Genomic DNA, 16,628 nt, shown 5'->3' with positions numbered 1-16,628 from the left:
CCACTCACAAGGCCGTTAGGAGGCCGCCACATCCGAGCGCCATCCCGGAAGTCCGAAGGACTGTCCGGGATGGCACCTCGAGGTGTCACTTTAAGTTTCCACAGAACCGCTGGATGCGCATGCAGGCCTCTTCGAGAGCCTCATCGGACGTCGCGTAGGAAATGCGGAAGTTTGGTCCGAGCCCAAACGCCGAGCCCTGAACCACGGCCACACCTTCGGTTTCCAGTAGCTCGGTCACAAAGTCCTCGTCGGTTTCCAGCACTTTGCCCGACGGCGCCGTCTTGCCCATCGTCCCAGCGCAGGACGGATAGACGTAAAACGCACCCTCTGGCGTCGGGCAGCTGATACCAGCCGCCTGGTTGAGCATGGACACCATAAGGTCGCGGCGACGTTTGAAGGTCGCATTGTTCGGCGCGATGAAGTCCTGTGTGCCGTTCAGTGCTTCGACCGCCGCCCATTGCGACACCGACGATGGGTTCGACGTCGACTGCGACTGGATCTTCGCCATCGCCTTGATGAGGTGCGCCGGACCACCTGCATAACCGATCCGCCAGCCAGTCATCGCATAGGCTTTGGAAACGCCGTTCACCGTCAGCGTGCGTTCATAAAGCTGCGGCTCGACTTGCGCGGGCGTGGCAAACTGAAAATCGTCATAGACCAGATGCTCGTACATATCGTCGGTCATGATCCAGCAGTTCGGGTATTTCAGCAGCACGTCCGTCAACGCCTTCAGCTCATCATGGCTGTAGGCCGCGCCTGACGGGTTGGACGGGGAGTTGAAGATCAACCACTTGGTTTTGTCGGTCAAAGCCGCATCCAGCGCCTCGGCCGTTAGCTTGAAGCTCGTCTCCATCGAGGTCTCGACAAAGGTCGGCGTACCGCCGGCGAGCAGCACCATATCAGGATAACTCACCCAGTACGGTGTCGGGATCAGAACCTCATCGCCCTTGTTGAGGGTCGCAACCAGCGCGTTGTAGAGCACCTGTTTGCCGCCTGTGCCGACGGTGATCTGGCTTGCGTCATAATCCAAGCCATTGTCGCGTTTGAATTTGGCGCTGATTGCCGCCTTCAGCTCCGGAATACCGTCAACAGCGGTGTATTTGGTCTTGCCCTCATTGATCGCCGCAATCGCCGCCTGTTTGATGTTGTCGGGCGTATCGAAATCCGGCTCCCCTGCCCCCAGACCGATCACATCGCGACCGGCTGCTTTCAGTTCGCGTGCCTTGTTGGTCACCGCGATCGTGGCGGAAGGCTTGATGCGGGAAAGCGAGTCGGCGAGGAAAGCCATCGTAAGGGTCCTTTTCGAGTGTGGAAGGCGGCTCTGCTCTAGACCCGCCAAGGTTTGCGTGCAAGCAGACCGATCAAAGCATCGGCCATGCCGTGCGCGGCGATTGAAGGATTGCCCCAATGCACACGCTCTATTCCATGCAGAACTCAGGCAATTGCTACAAGCTGCGGTTGGCGATGGCGCAGCTTGGCATCCCGTTTCAGATCCATGACGTGGACATTTTGAAGGGCGAAAGCCGCACGCCGGAATTTCTGGCCCTCAATCCCAATGGCAAGGTGCCAGCGCTGCGGCTGGAAACCGGCGAACTGCTTTCAGAATCCAACGCGATCCTGTTCTTCCTGGCTGAAGACACGCCGCTGATGCCCGAGGGCAAGTTCTGCCGCGCCGAAGTGCTGCAATGGATGTTTTTCGAGCAGTACAGCCACGAACCCTACATTGCCGTCGCACGCTTCTGGTTGAAGCTGATGAAGGGTGGCCGCGAGCTGAAACGCGACATGCTCGATGATTGGTGGGAGCGTGGCTACCAGGCACTCGGCGTCATGGAGCGGCACTTGGAAACCCAAGAGTTCTTCGCCGCAGGCCAGTACTCCATCGCCGACATCGCGCTTTATGCCTACACCCACGTGGCTGGCGACGGCGAGTTCGACCTTTCGGACTTCCCGCGCACAAACGCCTGGATGGAGCGGGTGCGTGCGCAGCCAGGCCATGTCTCAATGGACTGGCGGCCGTAACGGCAATTAACCATAATTCTGGTGTTTTTCCGCAACACGGCCCCGGTAATGCGCCGGTTAACCATAGCGTAAACCAAAGGTAAATTGCCATCTGACGCCCAACGCGCTTGGTGGACTCCGCTTGAGGGGGCGGAGTTCGTACTGGTGTGAGAGTGTCAAAGTGCTGCGCTACTGCTTCCGATTCTTCCATAGGCTCGTACGAGCGGGCGCCCCCTTTTTGGTCGCGGTTTACGTCGCGCTCAGCTTTGCCCTTCCCATTCCCCATCTGGCTGTGTCGCCGGGCCATGCGGCTTGTGCGCCAGACGCCACACCAGCGGTCGTCGTTACATGTACGGGCACAGATACCAACGGCTACGGGGTTCCGACCCCCGGCATAAACAATCTGGTTGTTGAAGAAGGAGCTCTGGTAACGGACACAACGGGAGCACCAGCTGGCTTTCCAACGGCCGTGATCAATGGGTTTAGCGGTGCAGTCGCCACATTCACTAACAACGGCACAGTGGAAGCCACAAACCCCATCCGAATCGGGGTGTTGCTCGACCAAGTTACGGCCGGCGACTTTGTTAATACGGGGACAATTACGGGCGGTGCGTTTGCCGACGGTGTCGTTATCGGCATCCTTCTCAATGGCGGCGTCGTCAACTCCGGCACGATCACCGGCGATGACGGCCTGATAGTTCTGGACGACACACCAAGCATTACCAATAACGGCACGATAAGGGGTGTTTTCGAAGATGGCATTTATGTTGATGGCACCATCGGCACAGTGACCAACACCGGATTGATCCTCGGTCCTGACGATGCAATCGACGCCATCACCATCACCTCGTTCAACAATTCTGGAACGATTTTCGCCGGTGATGACGGGGTCGATTCCATCACCATCACGTCAATGATCAATTCTGGTCTGATTGACGGTGTCCAAAACGGGATTGAGAGCGACCTCATCGGATCGCTGACAAACACCGGAACAATATTCGGTGAAGAAAATGCCGTTGAGGCCCTGAACATCGATAGCATAACGAACTTTGGGCTTATCGATAGTGAGGGCGACGGCATCGACGTCGACGGGGGCACGGGGGTCAACGATCCCACCAGTGTTATCGGAAGCATCATCAACCACGGCACGATACGGGGCGATGATGACGGGATCGACGTCGGCACCTTAACGAGCCTGGTCAATACTGGCTCGATCATTGGCGATTTTAACGAAAACAATGATGGCTCCGGGATCGTGGCTGCTGTTATCTCCAGCATCGTTAACAGCGGGGTCATCCGTACCGACGGTGACATCAATGCGACCTACGCGATTGAAGAGCGAGAAGCACCCGGTGGCGATACAAGCCTCTCGTTGAATGCCGGATCAATACTCATCGGCCGCGTCGATCTAGGCGGTGGCGCCAACACATTGAACATCGGCTCAGGCTTGTCCTTGAACTCGACATTCGAGTCCGATGGTGGCGCGTCATTAGTGAGTATTGGCTCAACGTCTGGCCATCTTGTTGCGCTGGTGCCCGTCGTCATCAACGGCAACAACGAGATTCAGATCGTCGCTGTAGATCAATCAGCATTCTTGGGTTTTGACGATGCACTTTACGCCTTGGTGTCTGGCATTGGCCGGACGGTGCAGGGGCGGCAAACGGCTGTGCGCTCTGATACGGCGCTTGGGTTCGCCAGCCGCTATGCTGCCGCGCAGGAGACCAGCCTGGCGGCGTTTTCTGATCTTGATCTAGAGGATGCGCCGCACCTTAACCCGAACCGCTTCTGGATCGAAGGCTTTGGGGCCTATCGCGAGGATGACAGCGATCGTGTGGGCAGCTCCTTTGAAAGCCTGACCGGCGGTCTGGTCGCCGGTGTTGATGTGCCTTTGGATGCGCTCACCAGTGTCGGTGTCATGGCAGGCTTTGCCGGCAGCAAATCCGAGAACGAAATCAACACCCAAGAGACGGACACCACCAGCTACTATGCCGGTGTCTATGCCTCGACCGAGGCGCTTGGTCTGGCCTGGGATGCCTCGCTGACGGTTGGCTACAGCGGCTATGATCAGGAACGCATCACCGCCAACAATCTCGTCGCCGGTGGTCTGGAAACGGCCACGGCCGACTTTGGCGGCTGGTTCATCAACCCCCAAGTCACCATGACCCGAGAGGCTGGCAACCTGCTTGCTGGTGCGGGCTTTGGGTCGCTCGTTGCCACCCAAACGCTCGAACAGAGCCTAACCTTTTCTTATGCCGGGCTGTTTCTGGACGGCTACACCGAGACCGGCACCACCAACCCGCTGACGCTGGATGATCGCTCCATCCACGTCGCTTCTGCACGCGCAGCGCTGGCCCTGCCCTTTGAGGCAGCACATGCCGGTGGCGCGGTCACAACCCTGCGCCTCATTGGCGGTGTCGAAGCACGCACCCGGTTCGGCGATGACGATGTATCCGGAACGCTGCTGGGCCAAAGCGTCTCAACCACGCTGGATGATGACAACTTTGACGCCGGCGCTTTTGTCGGGCTAGCTGGCGAGTACCAGACCACAACCGGCCTCACCGCCTACACCAATGCCGAGGCGTTGCTGGACACCAACGCCGCCTGGCAGGTTTCCGCCACCGCAGGCCTTCGCATCGCATTCTAGAATTTGTTCTGGAGCCTGCCCTAACGGCAGCTATGTGATCGCCAACACATCACCCCTGCCACAATTGGGCCATCAAAGGGTACGCAAACGGCCTCACCACGTCCCATGTCAGGCCACACTGCGCTGATCAAACGGCAACATCGAAAGTGATGATCCATGACGGCCCTGGCTATGACCCCCACCTACAGCGTTTTCCAAACCGACACCGACCTCACGGCGCCACCGAAACGGAACCGCCGCCCACTGCGCGCGCTTGGGTTTCTCGGTCGCGTCCTGGAAGGGACCGGCATAGTCGCCATCAGCCTTTTCGTGGCCATCCTGACGCTCACAACGGCCGCGCGCGCCGATACGTTCTTGGCCGACGTCAACGCGACCACCGGCCCGCTGGTCGGCGTCGCGCTGATCGCCATCTTCGTGGTGATGCTGGCCATGGTGCGCCAGACCTGGCGCCAAACCGCCAAAGGGATCGAAAACGCACCGCGCCGCCTTCACCGAGTCGGCTAGGCGGCGCGTGCCATGAGGGAAGAAGCCTTGCGGGTCAGAGCGCGTAGGCTGGGATATCCACGATCCCCTCAGGCGCGTCCTTGGTGATGCGGAAATCCACCATCCGCTTCATCGCCCGCGCCTTTTGCAGACCTCCAAACTTGAACGCCGCCGCCAGCGCCATTTTTGGATAGACCATCGGCCCATCAATGCGCGGCGACAGGTTCTGCAAGCCGAACCGCGAGCGCAGAATGCCGTTGGCGTAACGCACGGCATACTGGGTGCGCACATCAGCGGTGAAATGCTCGGTAGTGATCGAAATATTGAGCATGTCCAGATTTTCCACGCGATGCGGAGCATTTAACGGCCAGTGCAGCATTTCGCCCGGTGCCAGCTCAATCACCTGCGCGTAGTCATCAAACCACGGCTCGTAATTGATCTCTTCTTCGGTCTCGCCGAGGATCACCTTCTCCATTTCCGGCTCAGGCAAAAATGGCGCAGAGTTCGGGTAGAGATAAACTTTCTTGCGACCGCGCACCTGCCACAGGGACTGACCCGGAATATCGCAATGGTAGTAGACCTGCGCGCCCGGCGACGAGACCAAGATACCCATATTGCGCTTGAACGTCTCAAAATCGGGGATGTACTGCTGCATCTCATCGAACATTTCATCGAGCAGCGCGGCGTAACGGTCATCGACTTCCATGACGCGGCGCAGATTGATCCACATCCGCCCCTTTTCGATGGCCTCGAAAACCTCCGCGCCCGAGGCATCACCCTTCTCGCCCTCACGCCAAAAGGCTTTGGGCGCACCAGGCTCTGCCATGGTATTCAAATTGTAGTGCGAGCGCGGAAAGGCATCGACCAGCGCCATCAAGGCCTCATTGGAAAACAGTGCATGCTCATGCAGCGTGTGGTTCAGCTTGACCGTGTGACCGCCCCAAACGGCTTTGTCCTGTTCGGTGAACTCTTTGAAAATCATCGCGCTTGGCTCCCATATCCTCCGGCGCAAGAAGGCCGTGCTGCCCCTGGGATGCCACACCGGTCATAAGCGGAGCTTAAAGTTCAAATGCCGCCTTTTTTCGCGGTTAAGCGTTAACCAGCCTGACCGCCAATTGCAGGACTGGCCGCGCCACCTATGTGGAAACAAAAGCCCCTTAGAGCCTTGGAGCCCCCCATGATCCATGCCCCCCACCTTGCCTTCGCCGCTATTGCAGTCCTCGCCACACCCTTGGCTGCCACGCCAATGCTCGCCAACGCCCAAACCGTGGAAGACACCAGCGGCAGTTGCGCGCTGGTTGCTGAAACCATTGCCACCGGCTTCGAAAACCCTTGGGGCCTGGCGTTCTTGAATGCCAACACCGCGCTGCTCACCGAACGTCCGGGCGCCATGGCGCTGGTCACGCTGTCTGATGGATCGGTGCAGGAGGTTGACGGCGTGCCGCAGGTCGTTGATCGGCGCCAGGGCGGCATGCTGGACGTGGTGACCGGTCCGGGTTTCGCTTCGACCGGCCAGATCTTTTTCTCCTTCGCCGAACCTCGCGACGCCGGCACTGGGACGTCCATTGGGCGGGCGACACTTGAGGGGTGGCGCACCGGCGAGCCATCGCTCACCGATGTGGAGGTGATCTTTCAGCAATCGGGAGCCGATGGGTCCGGCTTCCATTTCGGATCGCGCATTGTCTTCCTGCCTGATGGAACGCTCGCGTTCACCATTGGCGATCGCGGCGAGCCGGATCGCGCCCAAGATCCGATGGATCATGCCGGCTCGGTGCTGCGCATCAATCCCGATGGATCGATCCCAGAGGATAATCCCTTTTCGGGTCCCAACGAAACGCAACCGGCCATCTGGTCGCTCGGACACCGCAACCCGCAGGGTGCAGCGCTCGATCCCGCGACCGGCCTGCTCTGGACCGTCGAACATGGCGCGCGCGGCGGCGATGAAATCAACCAACCGCAGGCAGGCCTCAACTATGGCTGGCCAACCATCTCCTACGGCGTCAACTATTCCGGGACACCAATCGGCGTCGGGACCGAGGCCGAGGGCCTGGAGCAGCCGGTCTATTATTGGGATCCGTCCATCGCCCCATCGGGCATGGCGATCTTGGCCGGCGCTCGGCTCTTCCCCGGTTGGGAGGGCGACATGCTGGTGGGTGCGCTGCGGGCGCAAATGCTCGTCCGGCTGGATCGCATGAACGGCACCATCGTTTCCGAAGAGCGTCTGTTTGAAGGCGCACTGGGTCGCATCCGCGATGTGCGCCAAGGGCCGGATGGCGCCATCTGGCTGCTCACCGACGACAGTGAGGGATCGCTGGTCCGCGTCAGCCCGCAAGAAGGCGCTTGTTGAGGCAATCATCGCTCCTTGGTGCGATCCTTGGTCACAGCGAGCTTGCCCCTCCGGTGCTGACTTCCCAGGTGAATTCGGTCGTCAGCTGGCTCCCTCGGAAGTGAGAGGCTGACGTACTGAAACAAAAAGGATGCGTGTGCATGCGTTTGTTGGCTTGGATCGTTGCGATCCTCGTGGTCGCCGTCGCGGCCTTTTTCGTCGTGGGCCCTGGGCGGGTCTGGCAGCAGATCGCCGGCGACCCTGATACTGGTCCGCAGAGCCTTGAAACCTTGGAACGGACGGGCGCCCCAAATGACGCCTTGCTCGGCCCACAGGACGCATTGGCCGTAGCGCCAGACGGTTCAACGCCCGTTTTCCAAGTTCCGCCAGCCGAGCTGTTCGCGACCCTCCTCGCCCGCATCGAAGAAACCAATGAAATCCGCTGGGTCGAACGCGATGACGACAGGCTCTACGCCCATGGGATCACAGCCTCGCCGACGCTTCAGTTCCCCGACATAAACCACATCTGGGTGCTGCCCGTTGCGACAGAGGATGGCGAAGAACCACGTTCCACGCTCGCCCTCTATGCCGCGGCCCATCTTGGGCAATCTGACCATGGCAAAAACCGGGAACGTTTGGATCGCTGGCTCACACTCCTCGACGACCTGCCGCGGGCCGATTAAAGAAAGAAAGCACGGCGCAATCGGTCGGCTTTATCCCAAATCAACGCCGCGACAACCTGGCCGGGCGACACTTGCCTAAAGCCTCGCCAGAGAACACAATCGCGCGGCTAATCAGGAGGACATCATGCGCCCGCCCCTTTCCGTCGATCTCGCCTTGGACCCGGCCACCGTGCGCCGGTTCATCGACAAGGCCAAAGCGCTGTCCGCTGATCTGAACCTGGAAAACCTCGACCAGACCGCCGACACGGTGGAGTTCGACGAGGAACGCCTGGAAGACACCCATCACCATGACGGCTTGGCCGAAGAAGAGGCCGAGGATCTGACCAGCGAAGAGCTGCGCGAGTTGATCGATGATCTGAACAGCGATGAAGCGGCATCCCTGGTTGCGATTGCCTGGGTCGGGCGCGGTGATTTTGAAGCCAATGATTTTGCCGGCGCCTTGGAGTCCGCAAGAGAACGCGCCGAAGGATCCACCAGCGCGTATCTGATGGGCATGCCGCTGCTCGCCGAGCATTTGGAATCTGGCCTTGATTCGCTGGGCGTTTAGCCTTTTCGCGCTGGCCTGCGCGACCGGCGCCCAAGCTGGCGAAGCTGACGTCATCGCCGCGACGGCAACGCAAGATATGCGCGGCACCTGGACGGTATCGGCCACGATCCTTCATGCCGACACCGGCTGGGAGCACTATGCCGACCGGTTCGATGTGCTCGATGAAGAGGGCAATCTGCTCGGCAGCCGCACCCTGTTTCATCCGCATGTCGATGAGCAGCCCTTCACCCGCTCGCTCAGTGCGCTGGCGATCCCAGACGAAGTGACGGTGATCACCGTGCGCGCCCATGACAGCGTCCATGAGCTTGGCGGCGCGACAGTTGAGATCACCCTTGAGCGCTGACCCCCTGTTTCCAGGCTTTGAGGTTGGCGAAAACACCGGACCGGACGGCGTCACGATCCGCTATGTCAAAGCCGGATCGGGCCCAGCGGTTCTGTTGCTGCATGGCTACCCCCAAAACCGTGCCATGTGGGCCAAAGTGGCGCCGAAGCTTGTCGACAACTTCACCGTCATTGCGGCCGACCTGCGCGGTTATGGTGCCTCGGACAAACCCGAGCCGACGCCGGACGCAGAAAACTATGCCTTCCGCGTAATGGCCAATGATATGGCCGCCTTGATGACCGCTCTCGGTCACGAAACGTTTCACCTGGTCGGCCATGATCGTGGCGCACGGGTCGGCCACCGCTTTGCGCTTGATCATCCGAACCGTCTGCTGTCGCTGACGTTGATGGACATCATCCCCACGATCGATGTCTGGGTGAACATGGATACTGACCTCAGCGTCGCCTATTGGCATTGGCCGTTCCTTGCGCAGCCCCTGCCCTTTCCGGCTGCCCTGATCGGCGCCGATCCGGACATGTTCTTCGAAACTTGTCTAAAGGGCTGGGGCAAGGCCAAGCTCGAGGATTTTGATCCGGCGATGCTCGACGCCTACCGCCAAGCTTGGCGCGACCCGGCGATGATCGCAGCCAGCTGTGGTGATTACCGCGCCGGCGCGATGATCGATTACGCGCATGACGACGTGCAGCCGCGCGCCAAGATTGCCTGCCCGCTCCTGGTGATGGAGGGGCTGGACGGCGTCATGGGTCAACGCTTCAACGTCATCGGCATCTGGAAACAGGAAGCAACCGGACCGGTCAGCCATGCGCCGATGCCCGGTGGACACTTCTTCATCGATCTCCACCCAGAAAAGACGCTCGACGCGCTGCAGGCCTTTCTGACCGACCCGCAGCGCGCGACACAGGCCTAACCCCGCCGGGCAACGATGTAGGGATGGTGCACCTTGCCATCGGTACGGTGATTTTCCGTCGCAACGATGTCGAAACCCGCCCGTTGGATGGCGGCCTGCAGGCCCTCCGGCGAAACGCTGGTCACCTGCGACGGCGCTTTGCCAACCAGCTGCATCAGCGGAACGGCGACCCACGTGATCAGTGGGTTCATCACGCCCAGGCACGGCGTCTTGCTGATCAACAGGCCGCCGGGTTTGAGGCTGGCGCGCAAGCTCGCCAGCAGGGCGTCCATGTCGGCCACCAGATGGAGGATATTGAAGGCCATTACCGCATCAAATCCCCGACCCTCGTAGCGGGCGTCTCCGGCTGAGGCGACATCGAAGCGGGCGTTGGTCACGCCCTCGCGGTGGGCCTTATCGCGGGCAATATCGATCATCGCGCTGGAAACATCGCTTGCTGTGATGTGCGCGGCATGCGGTGCGAGTTTCAGCGCCGTCGTGCCGGTGCCGCAGCCAACCTCAAGCACACGATAATCCTCGTCGAAATAGGAAGCCGTGCGCTCTAGGGTTCGTTTGTAGCCGGCTTCATCACCAACCGCCTGGGCCGCGTACTTTTTGGCGATGCCATCCCAAAAGCGGGCGTCTTTGCGGGTATCTGGTGTCATGGTCGGCGGCTCTAAGGTCAGTGTGGTCATAGCGATCTCCTTTGACCGGCGTCATATCATACGCATTCCACGGGAAAATTGCCCAGGATCGTAGTCGTGATATGCATATTCGCATGAATGGATTCGATTGGAACCAGATGCGCGGCTTCATCGCGGCCGCTGAAACAGGCTCACTGTCGGCGGCAGCGCGCAAGCTTGGTCTGACACAGCCTACCTTGAGCCGACAGGTCGCAGCGCTGGAAGAAGCCCTTGGCCTCACGCTGTTCGAGCGCATCGGCAAGAAACTGATACTTACCGAAACAGGGCTCGACTTGCTCCACCACGGCAAGGCGATGGCCGAAGCAGCCGACGGTTTGGCACTTGTGGCCACAGGACGTTCCCAGACAACCGAGGGGCTGGTCAGCATTTCGGCCGGCGATGGCATTTCGGTCAACGTGATGCCGCGTATCGTCGCCAAAATCCGGGAAGTGGCGCCGCAGGTCAGCATCGAGTTGGTCGTCTCCAACGCCTTGTCGGATCTTCGCCGCCGCGAGGCCGACATCGCCGTGCGTCACGTTGAGCCCACCGAGCCGGATCTGATCGGCAAGAAACTGCGCGATGCCAAGGCCCATTTTTATGCATCAGAAAGCTGGGTCGAGAAGAACGGCCACCCTACAAAGCCGGACGATGTGAATGGGCCGGTTTTCATTGGCTTTGATCGATCGGAGCGGTTCATCGGCTATTTGCAGGCGCTTGGGCTGAAGGTCACAGCGTCCAGCTTTCCTGTATCCTCAGCGAACACGCTCGCCTGCGAGCAGTTGACCCGTCAGGGCCTGGGCATTAGCCCGCTGATGGCCGACACCGCAGACAAGATCCCCGGCCTGGTCCAGGTGCTTGAAGAGGTACCGCCCATATCTTTCCCGATCTGGCTTGTGACCCACCGCGAACTGCGTACCTCGCGTCGTATCCGGCTGGTGTTCGACATCTTGGCTGAGGAGTTGAGCAAGCCCTTCTAGGGTGCCTCGCGCTTGCTCTTAGACTTGGCGAGCGCCAGATTGAGGCCACCGGCGATGAGCCCCCAAAACGCACCAGAAATGCCGAAGATCGACATGCCGGACGCTGCTGCCAGAAACGTCACGGCCGCCGCTGGCCGTTCAGCCTCATCCTTGAAGGCATTAAGCGCCGCCGCGCCAAACGCTGAGATCAAGGCAAGACCGGCCACCGCCTCAATCAGGATCGATGGGGCAAGGCTCACGAACGCGATCACCACCCCGGCAAACAGGCCGAAAACGCAGTAGGCGATACCGCACACCACCGCGCCCCAATAGCGTTTATCACTGTCCGGTCCTGCCTCTTCCCCCGCCAACATGGCCGCCGTGATGGCCGCCAGATTGGAAGAAATGCCGCCAAAAGGTGCCGCCAAGATCGAAAATACGCCGGTCGCCGCCAGTGTGGGTCCAGTTTTCGGCGTGTAGCCGTTGGCTTTCAACACCGCCAATCCCGGCACGTTCTGCGAAGCCATGGTGACGATGAACAGCGGCAGAGCGATGCTGAACACGGCTGGGATCGAAAAGGTCGGCAAGACGACAACCGGCTGCGGAACCAGGGAGTCGGCGATCCCCTGCTGCCAGTCAGGCGGGAACTCCACGCCGAAGAAAACCACCAGAAGGAATGCCGCCAGCGCCGCTGGCACCCCGAAGAACCGGTTGATCCGCGCCCCAACGATCCACGCCACCACGATCGGAAGCCCGAGCAACGGATCGAAGGCAATAGCGCGAAAGGGCGCCAGACACAGGATGAGCAAGATACCGGCCAGCATCGCATTGGCGAGCGAGCTTGGGATTGCCTCGACCGCACGGCCAAAGGGTCGCCAGAGCCCTGAAAGCACGATCAATCCGCCACAGATGAGAAACGCGCCGACCGCGTCGGAAAAGCCACCGGTTACCGCCGCCGAACCGGCCAGCAGCGCAGCGCCCGGTGTGGTCCAAGCCGCGCTGATCGGTTGTTTGGTGCGCAGGCTGAGCAGGATGCCGCACAGCCCCATCGCCACCGCCGATGCCATCAGGCCGGAGGCTGCCTCAGCGTCCGTCGCACCGGTGGCGGTCAAACCGGCCAAGACCACGGCAAAGGACGAGGCGAAGCCGACGAAGGCGGCCAACAGGCCGATGAAGACAGCTTGGGGTGTCAGATCGCGAAGCATGGCTGGCTCATGCCGACCTGACCGGTCGAAAGCAAGCCCAGGCATGCCACAAGCCAGTACGCCTCGCCTGGCTATGGTGTCGAAAGACCTACAAAGAGCCGCCGCCGGGACAGGCCACCCCGGCGAAATCACGGGTCCTTAGAGCGCGATGCGGAACCGAGCGAACCCGTCTGGCCCATCTCCCGCCGGCTCGATGCTCACGCCGGGAACGTCGTCGGCATAGGCCTGCGCCGCCGGTCCTGTGTCGAACAGCACCGTCGTTCCTGGCATCGGTGCAAACGACCAGTTGGCGTCGGCCCGTGGATTGATGGTGCCCTGCTCGACAATGTAGCGCACGATCACATCGCGGTTGGTGTCCGGTCCTTCAAAGATCGTTGTCTCAGGCGACGCACCCGGGAAGCTGCCACCGCCACCTGCACGATAATTATTCGAGGCAATCACGAACTGCTGGTCGGGCGACACCGGTTCGCCATTGTAGGTGAGATCGACGATGCGGTTGGCGTCCGGATTGACCAGATTGCCGTCGGAATCGAACTTCGAGGGCTGCGACAAATCGATCTGGTAGGTCACCCCGTCGATCACATCGAAATTGTAGCTCGGGAAATCTGGATTGAGCAGCACCTGATCATCGCCGCCCGGCTCGATCTGATTGAAGATCCCAGCCGACCGCTCCAGCCAATCCTTCACCTGCTCGCCGGTGACCAAAACCGCCCGCGTGGTGTTGGGGTAGAGATAGAGGTCAGCGACGTTGCGAATGGCCACATCCCCGGCAGGAACATCGGTGTAATACTCCGGTCCGCCACGACCACCGGCTTTAAACGGCGCGGCCGCCGAAAGAATTGGCAAGCCCTCATACTCGGTGCCTGCCAGCATCTGCTGAATGTACCAAGTCTGCGCGATGGAGACGATCTGCACGGATGGATCGTCCGCTACCAACGCGAAATAGCTGTGAAGCGGAGCCGCCGTCCGGCCGACCGCGCGACGCACATAGGCCAGCGTCTCATCATGCTCCTGCTGGACCGATTCCAGAACCTCTGGAACGCTTTCCACAAGCGGTGTGATCGAGCGGTCCTCATTGCGCATGGAAATCGGCCGCGCTTCAGACGTGTGCGAGGCAATGCGCCACTGGCCACCATCATGTTCCAGCATCAGGTCGAGCAGGCCCATATGGCTACCCCAGAAGCCGCCCATCACGGCAGGCTTGCCCATGATGGTGCCCGCTTCGGCATCGACTCCGGGCGTGTCCTCATAATCCGAGCCGGGGAAGACGCGGTGATGGTGCCCGGTCAAGATCGCATCGATCCCGTCAATGGCCGCAAGCGGGACCGACGCGTTCTCCATACCATCGATGGCGTTGGCCTCACCGATCCCAGAATGCGACAGCGCGACGATGATGTCGGCGCCCTCTTCTTTCATCTGCGGCACATAAGCCCGCGCGGACTCGAGGATGTCACGCGCCATCACATTGCCTTCCAGATGACGACGGTCCCAGTTCATGATTTGTGGTGGCACAAAACCGATCAGACCGATCTTGATCGCATGGCTCTCACCAGCCCCGTCGGTGATCTGATGATCAAGGATCAGATAGGGCGGGATGAGCGTGCGATCCTCTATCGGTGATCCGCCCATCTCCAGGGCGACGTTGGCGCACACGAATGGGAAATTCGCACCGGCCAGCGATTTCTCCAGAAACGACAGACCATAATTGAACTCGTGGTTGCCCAGCGTCGAGGCATCAAAGCCCATCACATTCATGGCGTCGATCACCGGATGCGTATCGCCGTCGGCCATCCCGCGCTCATAGGCGATGTAATCGCCCATCGGGTTGCCTTGAAGAAAATCGCCATTGTCGAGCAGCAGCGAGTTGGTGCTTTCATCGCGCACCGATTGGATCAGCGCCGCCGTCCGCGCCAGTCCCACCGTGTCGCGCGGTCGGTCGGCGTAATAGTCGTAGGGAAACACGTGCACGTGGAGATCGGTAGTCTCCATGATGCGTAGATGTGCCTGGTTGGCCGATGCGCGCACGGAGAACGGATGCAGCGCGATCAGCCCTGCTGTGCCTGCCAGAAACGCGCGTCTGTTGAGGGTGAAAGTCATGCCTTGGCCTCCTCTAAAAAATTGTTTCTGAAGGCCAGACTGAATTCATTAGCGAACGCTTACAAGCTGGAAGGCAGGCAATCCGTAATCGCACTTAGCGACGGCGTGCCTTCGCTTGACCGGAAATGTGATTTGCAAAGTGCGGCGAGCCGCCGCAGGCTGACGGCCTCAACGTCCAAGGAAAGGATACGACCATGTTGCGTTCCCTTAGCCTTCTGTTGGCCGCGCCGCTTGGCCTCGGTGTCGCCCTCAGCCTGCCTGCCGTTGCCGCACCGGACCTTCCAAACGGAACCTGCATGACCGACACCGGCGGACAAATCACTTGCGATCTGCGCGCTGTTGTCCCCGCTACACTCGATAAGATCGAGCGCATCAATGGCGCCATGAACGGCGACAGCCTGATGGTGACGCCGTTTGAGGGCACCGCCGCTTGGCTCATGTTGGTCGACGAAACGCATCAATCGCCTGTCGGCCTGATCACCGATGACCGCTATGGCGGCATTCGCGCCGATCTGACCGATATGATCGAACAGGCCGGCGATCGTCGCTTGATCGAAGTGCAAACCTATGACGGCACGTTGGAAACCCTTAGCCCCTTCGGCGAGGACCCCAGCCAAGCTTTGGCCAGCCTTGATGCGTTGCAGGCGCAAGAGGTCGCACCGCAAGATCGTTCCGGGCTCTATCTTTCGGCGCTTTCGGCCATTGAACGGCTGGCCGCACTAGACGCCGATCGCAAAGCTTTGGTGCTGTTCACCGATGGCCTGCAAAACGCCTCGGCCTCTAGCGTCAACCGTCTGATCGACGCTGCCGACGAAGCAGGGGTCATCATTATCGGCATGGCCTATGCGGGGGGTGAGGCGGATCTTGCCAACCACTTGGACCTGCGAGAAATGGCATCGCGCACCCAGGGCACGACCCTCTATCCGTCCATGACCAACCAACGCTTGTCGGATGACAATCTGCGAGGTTTTTTTGCGACGCTGGAAAATGGCGGCACGCTGGAACTGTCGATGGATTCAGCTGAGATGGAAAGCGTGCGGGTTCGCGCCCTCTATTCCGATGGCCGCACGATGGACGGCGAACTGACCCTGCCTTAGAGCCAATAATGATCAGCCCGCGCATCCACATGGTGCGCGGGTCCCATCAGGTGGACTCTTCCAGTTCAATCAGCTCTTCGAGCGTGTAAAACTCATCGACGATGATCCGTGTTTCGCGCTGAAACGCTGGGTCCTGCTTGAGACAACCAAGACCGCACATCTGTCGGGCGGTCATCTCGGTGGTGTCGAGAAACCAGAGTCTGCCGCCGGGGGTTGCCACCCAGCCATCGACGCCTTCTTCTTCGTCTGCCAGCATGTCATCGACCGACGGAATTTCAGACCAGCTGTCGGGATCGTAGCCGCCATGGGTGTGGAAGGAGGCGACGGGCTCGATGTCAAAACCTTCTGGCCAATCGGGCGTGCAGCCGGTTGTGTCGCCTGGCGTGATGTCGCTGGCTACGAGATTATCGTCACGGTCATAGCCGATATAGCCGCAATATTCCGCGTTGCGGGCGAAGGACCGCGGTTGAAGATCGGCGAACACCTGTTTGATGAGCACCAGTTCGTCGGCAGTCTGCGCCACGGCTGGCGTCACACTGCCGGCCAAAAGAACTGCGAAAAAGGTCGTCACGATAGACCGTTTCATGCCAACAAACCTTCCATCCTGTCGTGCTCCTGACAAACCTGACAGGATGCTGCCATCTGGCCCTTTTCCTCACCCTGCCAAGCCGCCATATAGA

16 protein-coding genes are annotated in these 16,628 nt (G+C 60.2%); 10 read left to right on the top strand and 6 right to left on the bottom strand.

The window, feature by feature from the left end; translation table 11 throughout:
* Window positions 1–85 precede the first annotated feature (85 nt).
* Window positions 86–1,288: a pyridoxal phosphate-dependent aminotransferase gene (locus JJ917_01360; GenBank protein MBO6697457.1), complete on the bottom strand. Its 1,203-nt coding sequence runs from the start codon at window positions 1,286–1,288 to the stop codon at window positions 86–88.
* 119 nt (window positions 1,289–1,407) lie between these two features.
* Between JJ917_01360 and JJ917_01355 the strand changes: the two genes are divergently transcribed.
* The 3 genes from JJ917_01355 (at window position 1,408) to JJ917_01345 (ending at window position 5,146) form a co-directional block, all read left to right on the top strand.
* The gene (locus JJ917_01355; GenBank protein MBO6697456.1) at window positions 1,408–2,019 is read left to right on the top strand and encodes a glutathione S-transferase family protein; all 612 of its coding nucleotides are present in this window, start codon (window positions 1,408–1,410) and stop codon (window positions 2,017–2,019) included.
* A 217-nt stretch (window positions 2,020–2,236) separates the two neighbouring features.
* Window positions 2,237–4,642, top strand: a complete 2,406-nt coding sequence (locus JJ917_01350) for an autotransporter outer membrane beta-barrel domain-containing protein (protein ID MBO6697455.1) — start codon at window positions 2,237–2,239, stop codon at window positions 4,640–4,642.
* Between the two features lie 156 nt (window positions 4,643–4,798).
* Window positions 4,799–5,146 (top strand): hypothetical protein, encoded by a 348-nt coding sequence (locus JJ917_01345; GenBank protein ID MBO6697454.1) that lies wholly within the window; start codon window positions 4,799–4,801, stop codon window positions 5,144–5,146.
* 34 nt (window positions 5,147–5,180) lie between these two features.
* Here the strand turns inward: JJ917_01345 and JJ917_01340 are convergent, their stop codons facing one another.
* Complete coding sequence (locus JJ917_01340; GenBank protein ID MBO6697453.1) at window positions 5,181–6,107, bottom strand: cupin-like domain-containing protein; 927 nt, start codon at window positions 6,105–6,107, stop codon at window positions 5,181–5,183.
* Between the two features lie 264 nt (window positions 6,108–6,371).
* Between JJ917_01340 and JJ917_01335 the strand changes: the two genes are divergently transcribed.
* From JJ917_01335 to JJ917_01315, 5 genes are all read left to right on the top strand, one after another.
* The gene (locus tag JJ917_01335; protein MBO6697452.1) at window positions 6,372–7,472 is read left to right on the top strand and encodes a PQQ-dependent sugar dehydrogenase; all 1,101 of its coding nucleotides are present in this window, start codon (window positions 6,372–6,374) and stop codon (window positions 7,470–7,472) included.
* Window positions 7,473–7,612: 140 nt separating this feature from the next.
* Window positions 7,613–8,134, top strand: coding sequence for a DUF1499 domain-containing protein (locus tag JJ917_01330; GenBank protein ID MBO6697451.1), 522 nt, complete (start codon window positions 7,613–7,615; stop codon window positions 8,132–8,134).
* Between the two features lie 124 nt (window positions 8,135–8,258).
* Complete coding sequence (locus tag JJ917_01325; protein MBO6697450.1) at window positions 8,259–8,681, top strand: DUF3775 domain-containing protein; 423 nt, start codon at window positions 8,259–8,261, stop codon at window positions 8,679–8,681.
* On the top strand, window positions 8,656–9,024 hold the full coding sequence (locus tag JJ917_01320) for a hypothetical protein (protein MBO6697449.1): 369 nt from the start codon (window positions 8,656–8,658) through the stop codon (window positions 9,022–9,024). Before JJ917_01325 ends, JJ917_01320 begins: the two co-directional genes overlap by 26 nt.
* Entirely contained in the window at window positions 8,981–9,931 is a 951-nt protein-coding gene (locus tag JJ917_01315) for an alpha/beta hydrolase (GenBank protein MBO6697448.1), read from the top strand. The genes JJ917_01320 and JJ917_01315 overlap by 44 nt, the downstream gene beginning before the upstream one ends.
* Here the strand turns inward: JJ917_01315 and JJ917_01310 are convergent.
* Complete coding sequence (locus JJ917_01310; GenBank protein MBO6697447.1) at window positions 9,928–10,605, bottom strand: class I SAM-dependent methyltransferase; 678 nt, start codon at window positions 10,603–10,605, stop codon at window positions 9,928–9,930. The genes JJ917_01315 and JJ917_01310 overlap by 4 nt on opposite strands.
* Window positions 10,606–10,688: 83 nt before the next feature.
* Between JJ917_01310 and JJ917_01305 the strand changes: the two genes are divergently transcribed.
* Window positions 10,689–11,570 (top strand): LysR family transcriptional regulator, encoded by an 882-nt coding sequence (locus tag JJ917_01305; GenBank protein MBO6697446.1) that lies wholly within the window; start codon window positions 10,689–10,691, stop codon window positions 11,568–11,570.
* Here the strand turns inward: JJ917_01305 and JJ917_01300 are convergent.
* Window positions 11,567–12,754, bottom strand: coding sequence for a benzoate/H(+) symporter BenE family transporter (locus JJ917_01300; GenBank protein MBO6697445.1), 1,188 nt, complete (start codon window positions 12,752–12,754; stop codon window positions 11,567–11,569). The genes JJ917_01305 and JJ917_01300 overlap by 4 nt on opposite strands.
* A gap of 138 nt (window positions 12,755–12,892) precedes the next feature.
* The gene (locus tag JJ917_01295) at window positions 12,893–14,851 is read right to left on the bottom strand and encodes a bifunctional 2',3'-cyclic-nucleotide 2'-phosphodiesterase/3'-nucleotidase (protein MBO6697444.1); all 1,959 of its coding nucleotides are present in this window, start codon (window positions 14,849–14,851) and stop codon (window positions 12,893–12,895) included.
* Between the two features lie 194 nt (window positions 14,852–15,045).
* Between JJ917_01295 and JJ917_01290 the strand changes: the two genes are divergently transcribed.
* Entirely contained in the window at window positions 15,046–15,948 is a 903-nt protein-coding gene (locus JJ917_01290; GenBank protein MBO6697443.1) for a hypothetical protein, read from the top strand.
* 46 nt (window positions 15,949–15,994) lie between these two features.
* On the opposite strand, the gene JJ917_01285 is transcribed toward JJ917_01290, so the two are convergent.
* Window positions 15,995–16,534, bottom strand: coding sequence for a DUF4329 domain-containing protein (locus JJ917_01285; GenBank protein ID MBO6697442.1), 540 nt, complete (start codon window positions 16,532–16,534; stop codon window positions 15,995–15,997).
* Window positions 16,535–16,628 lie beyond the last annotated feature (94 nt).

The sequence above is a fragment of the Hyphomicrobiales bacterium genome (assembly GCA_017642935.1).
Lineage (GTDB): Bacteria > Pseudomonadota > Alphaproteobacteria > Rhizobiales > MH13 > MH13.
This window is presented reverse-complemented; position numbering and strand designations above follow the sequence as displayed.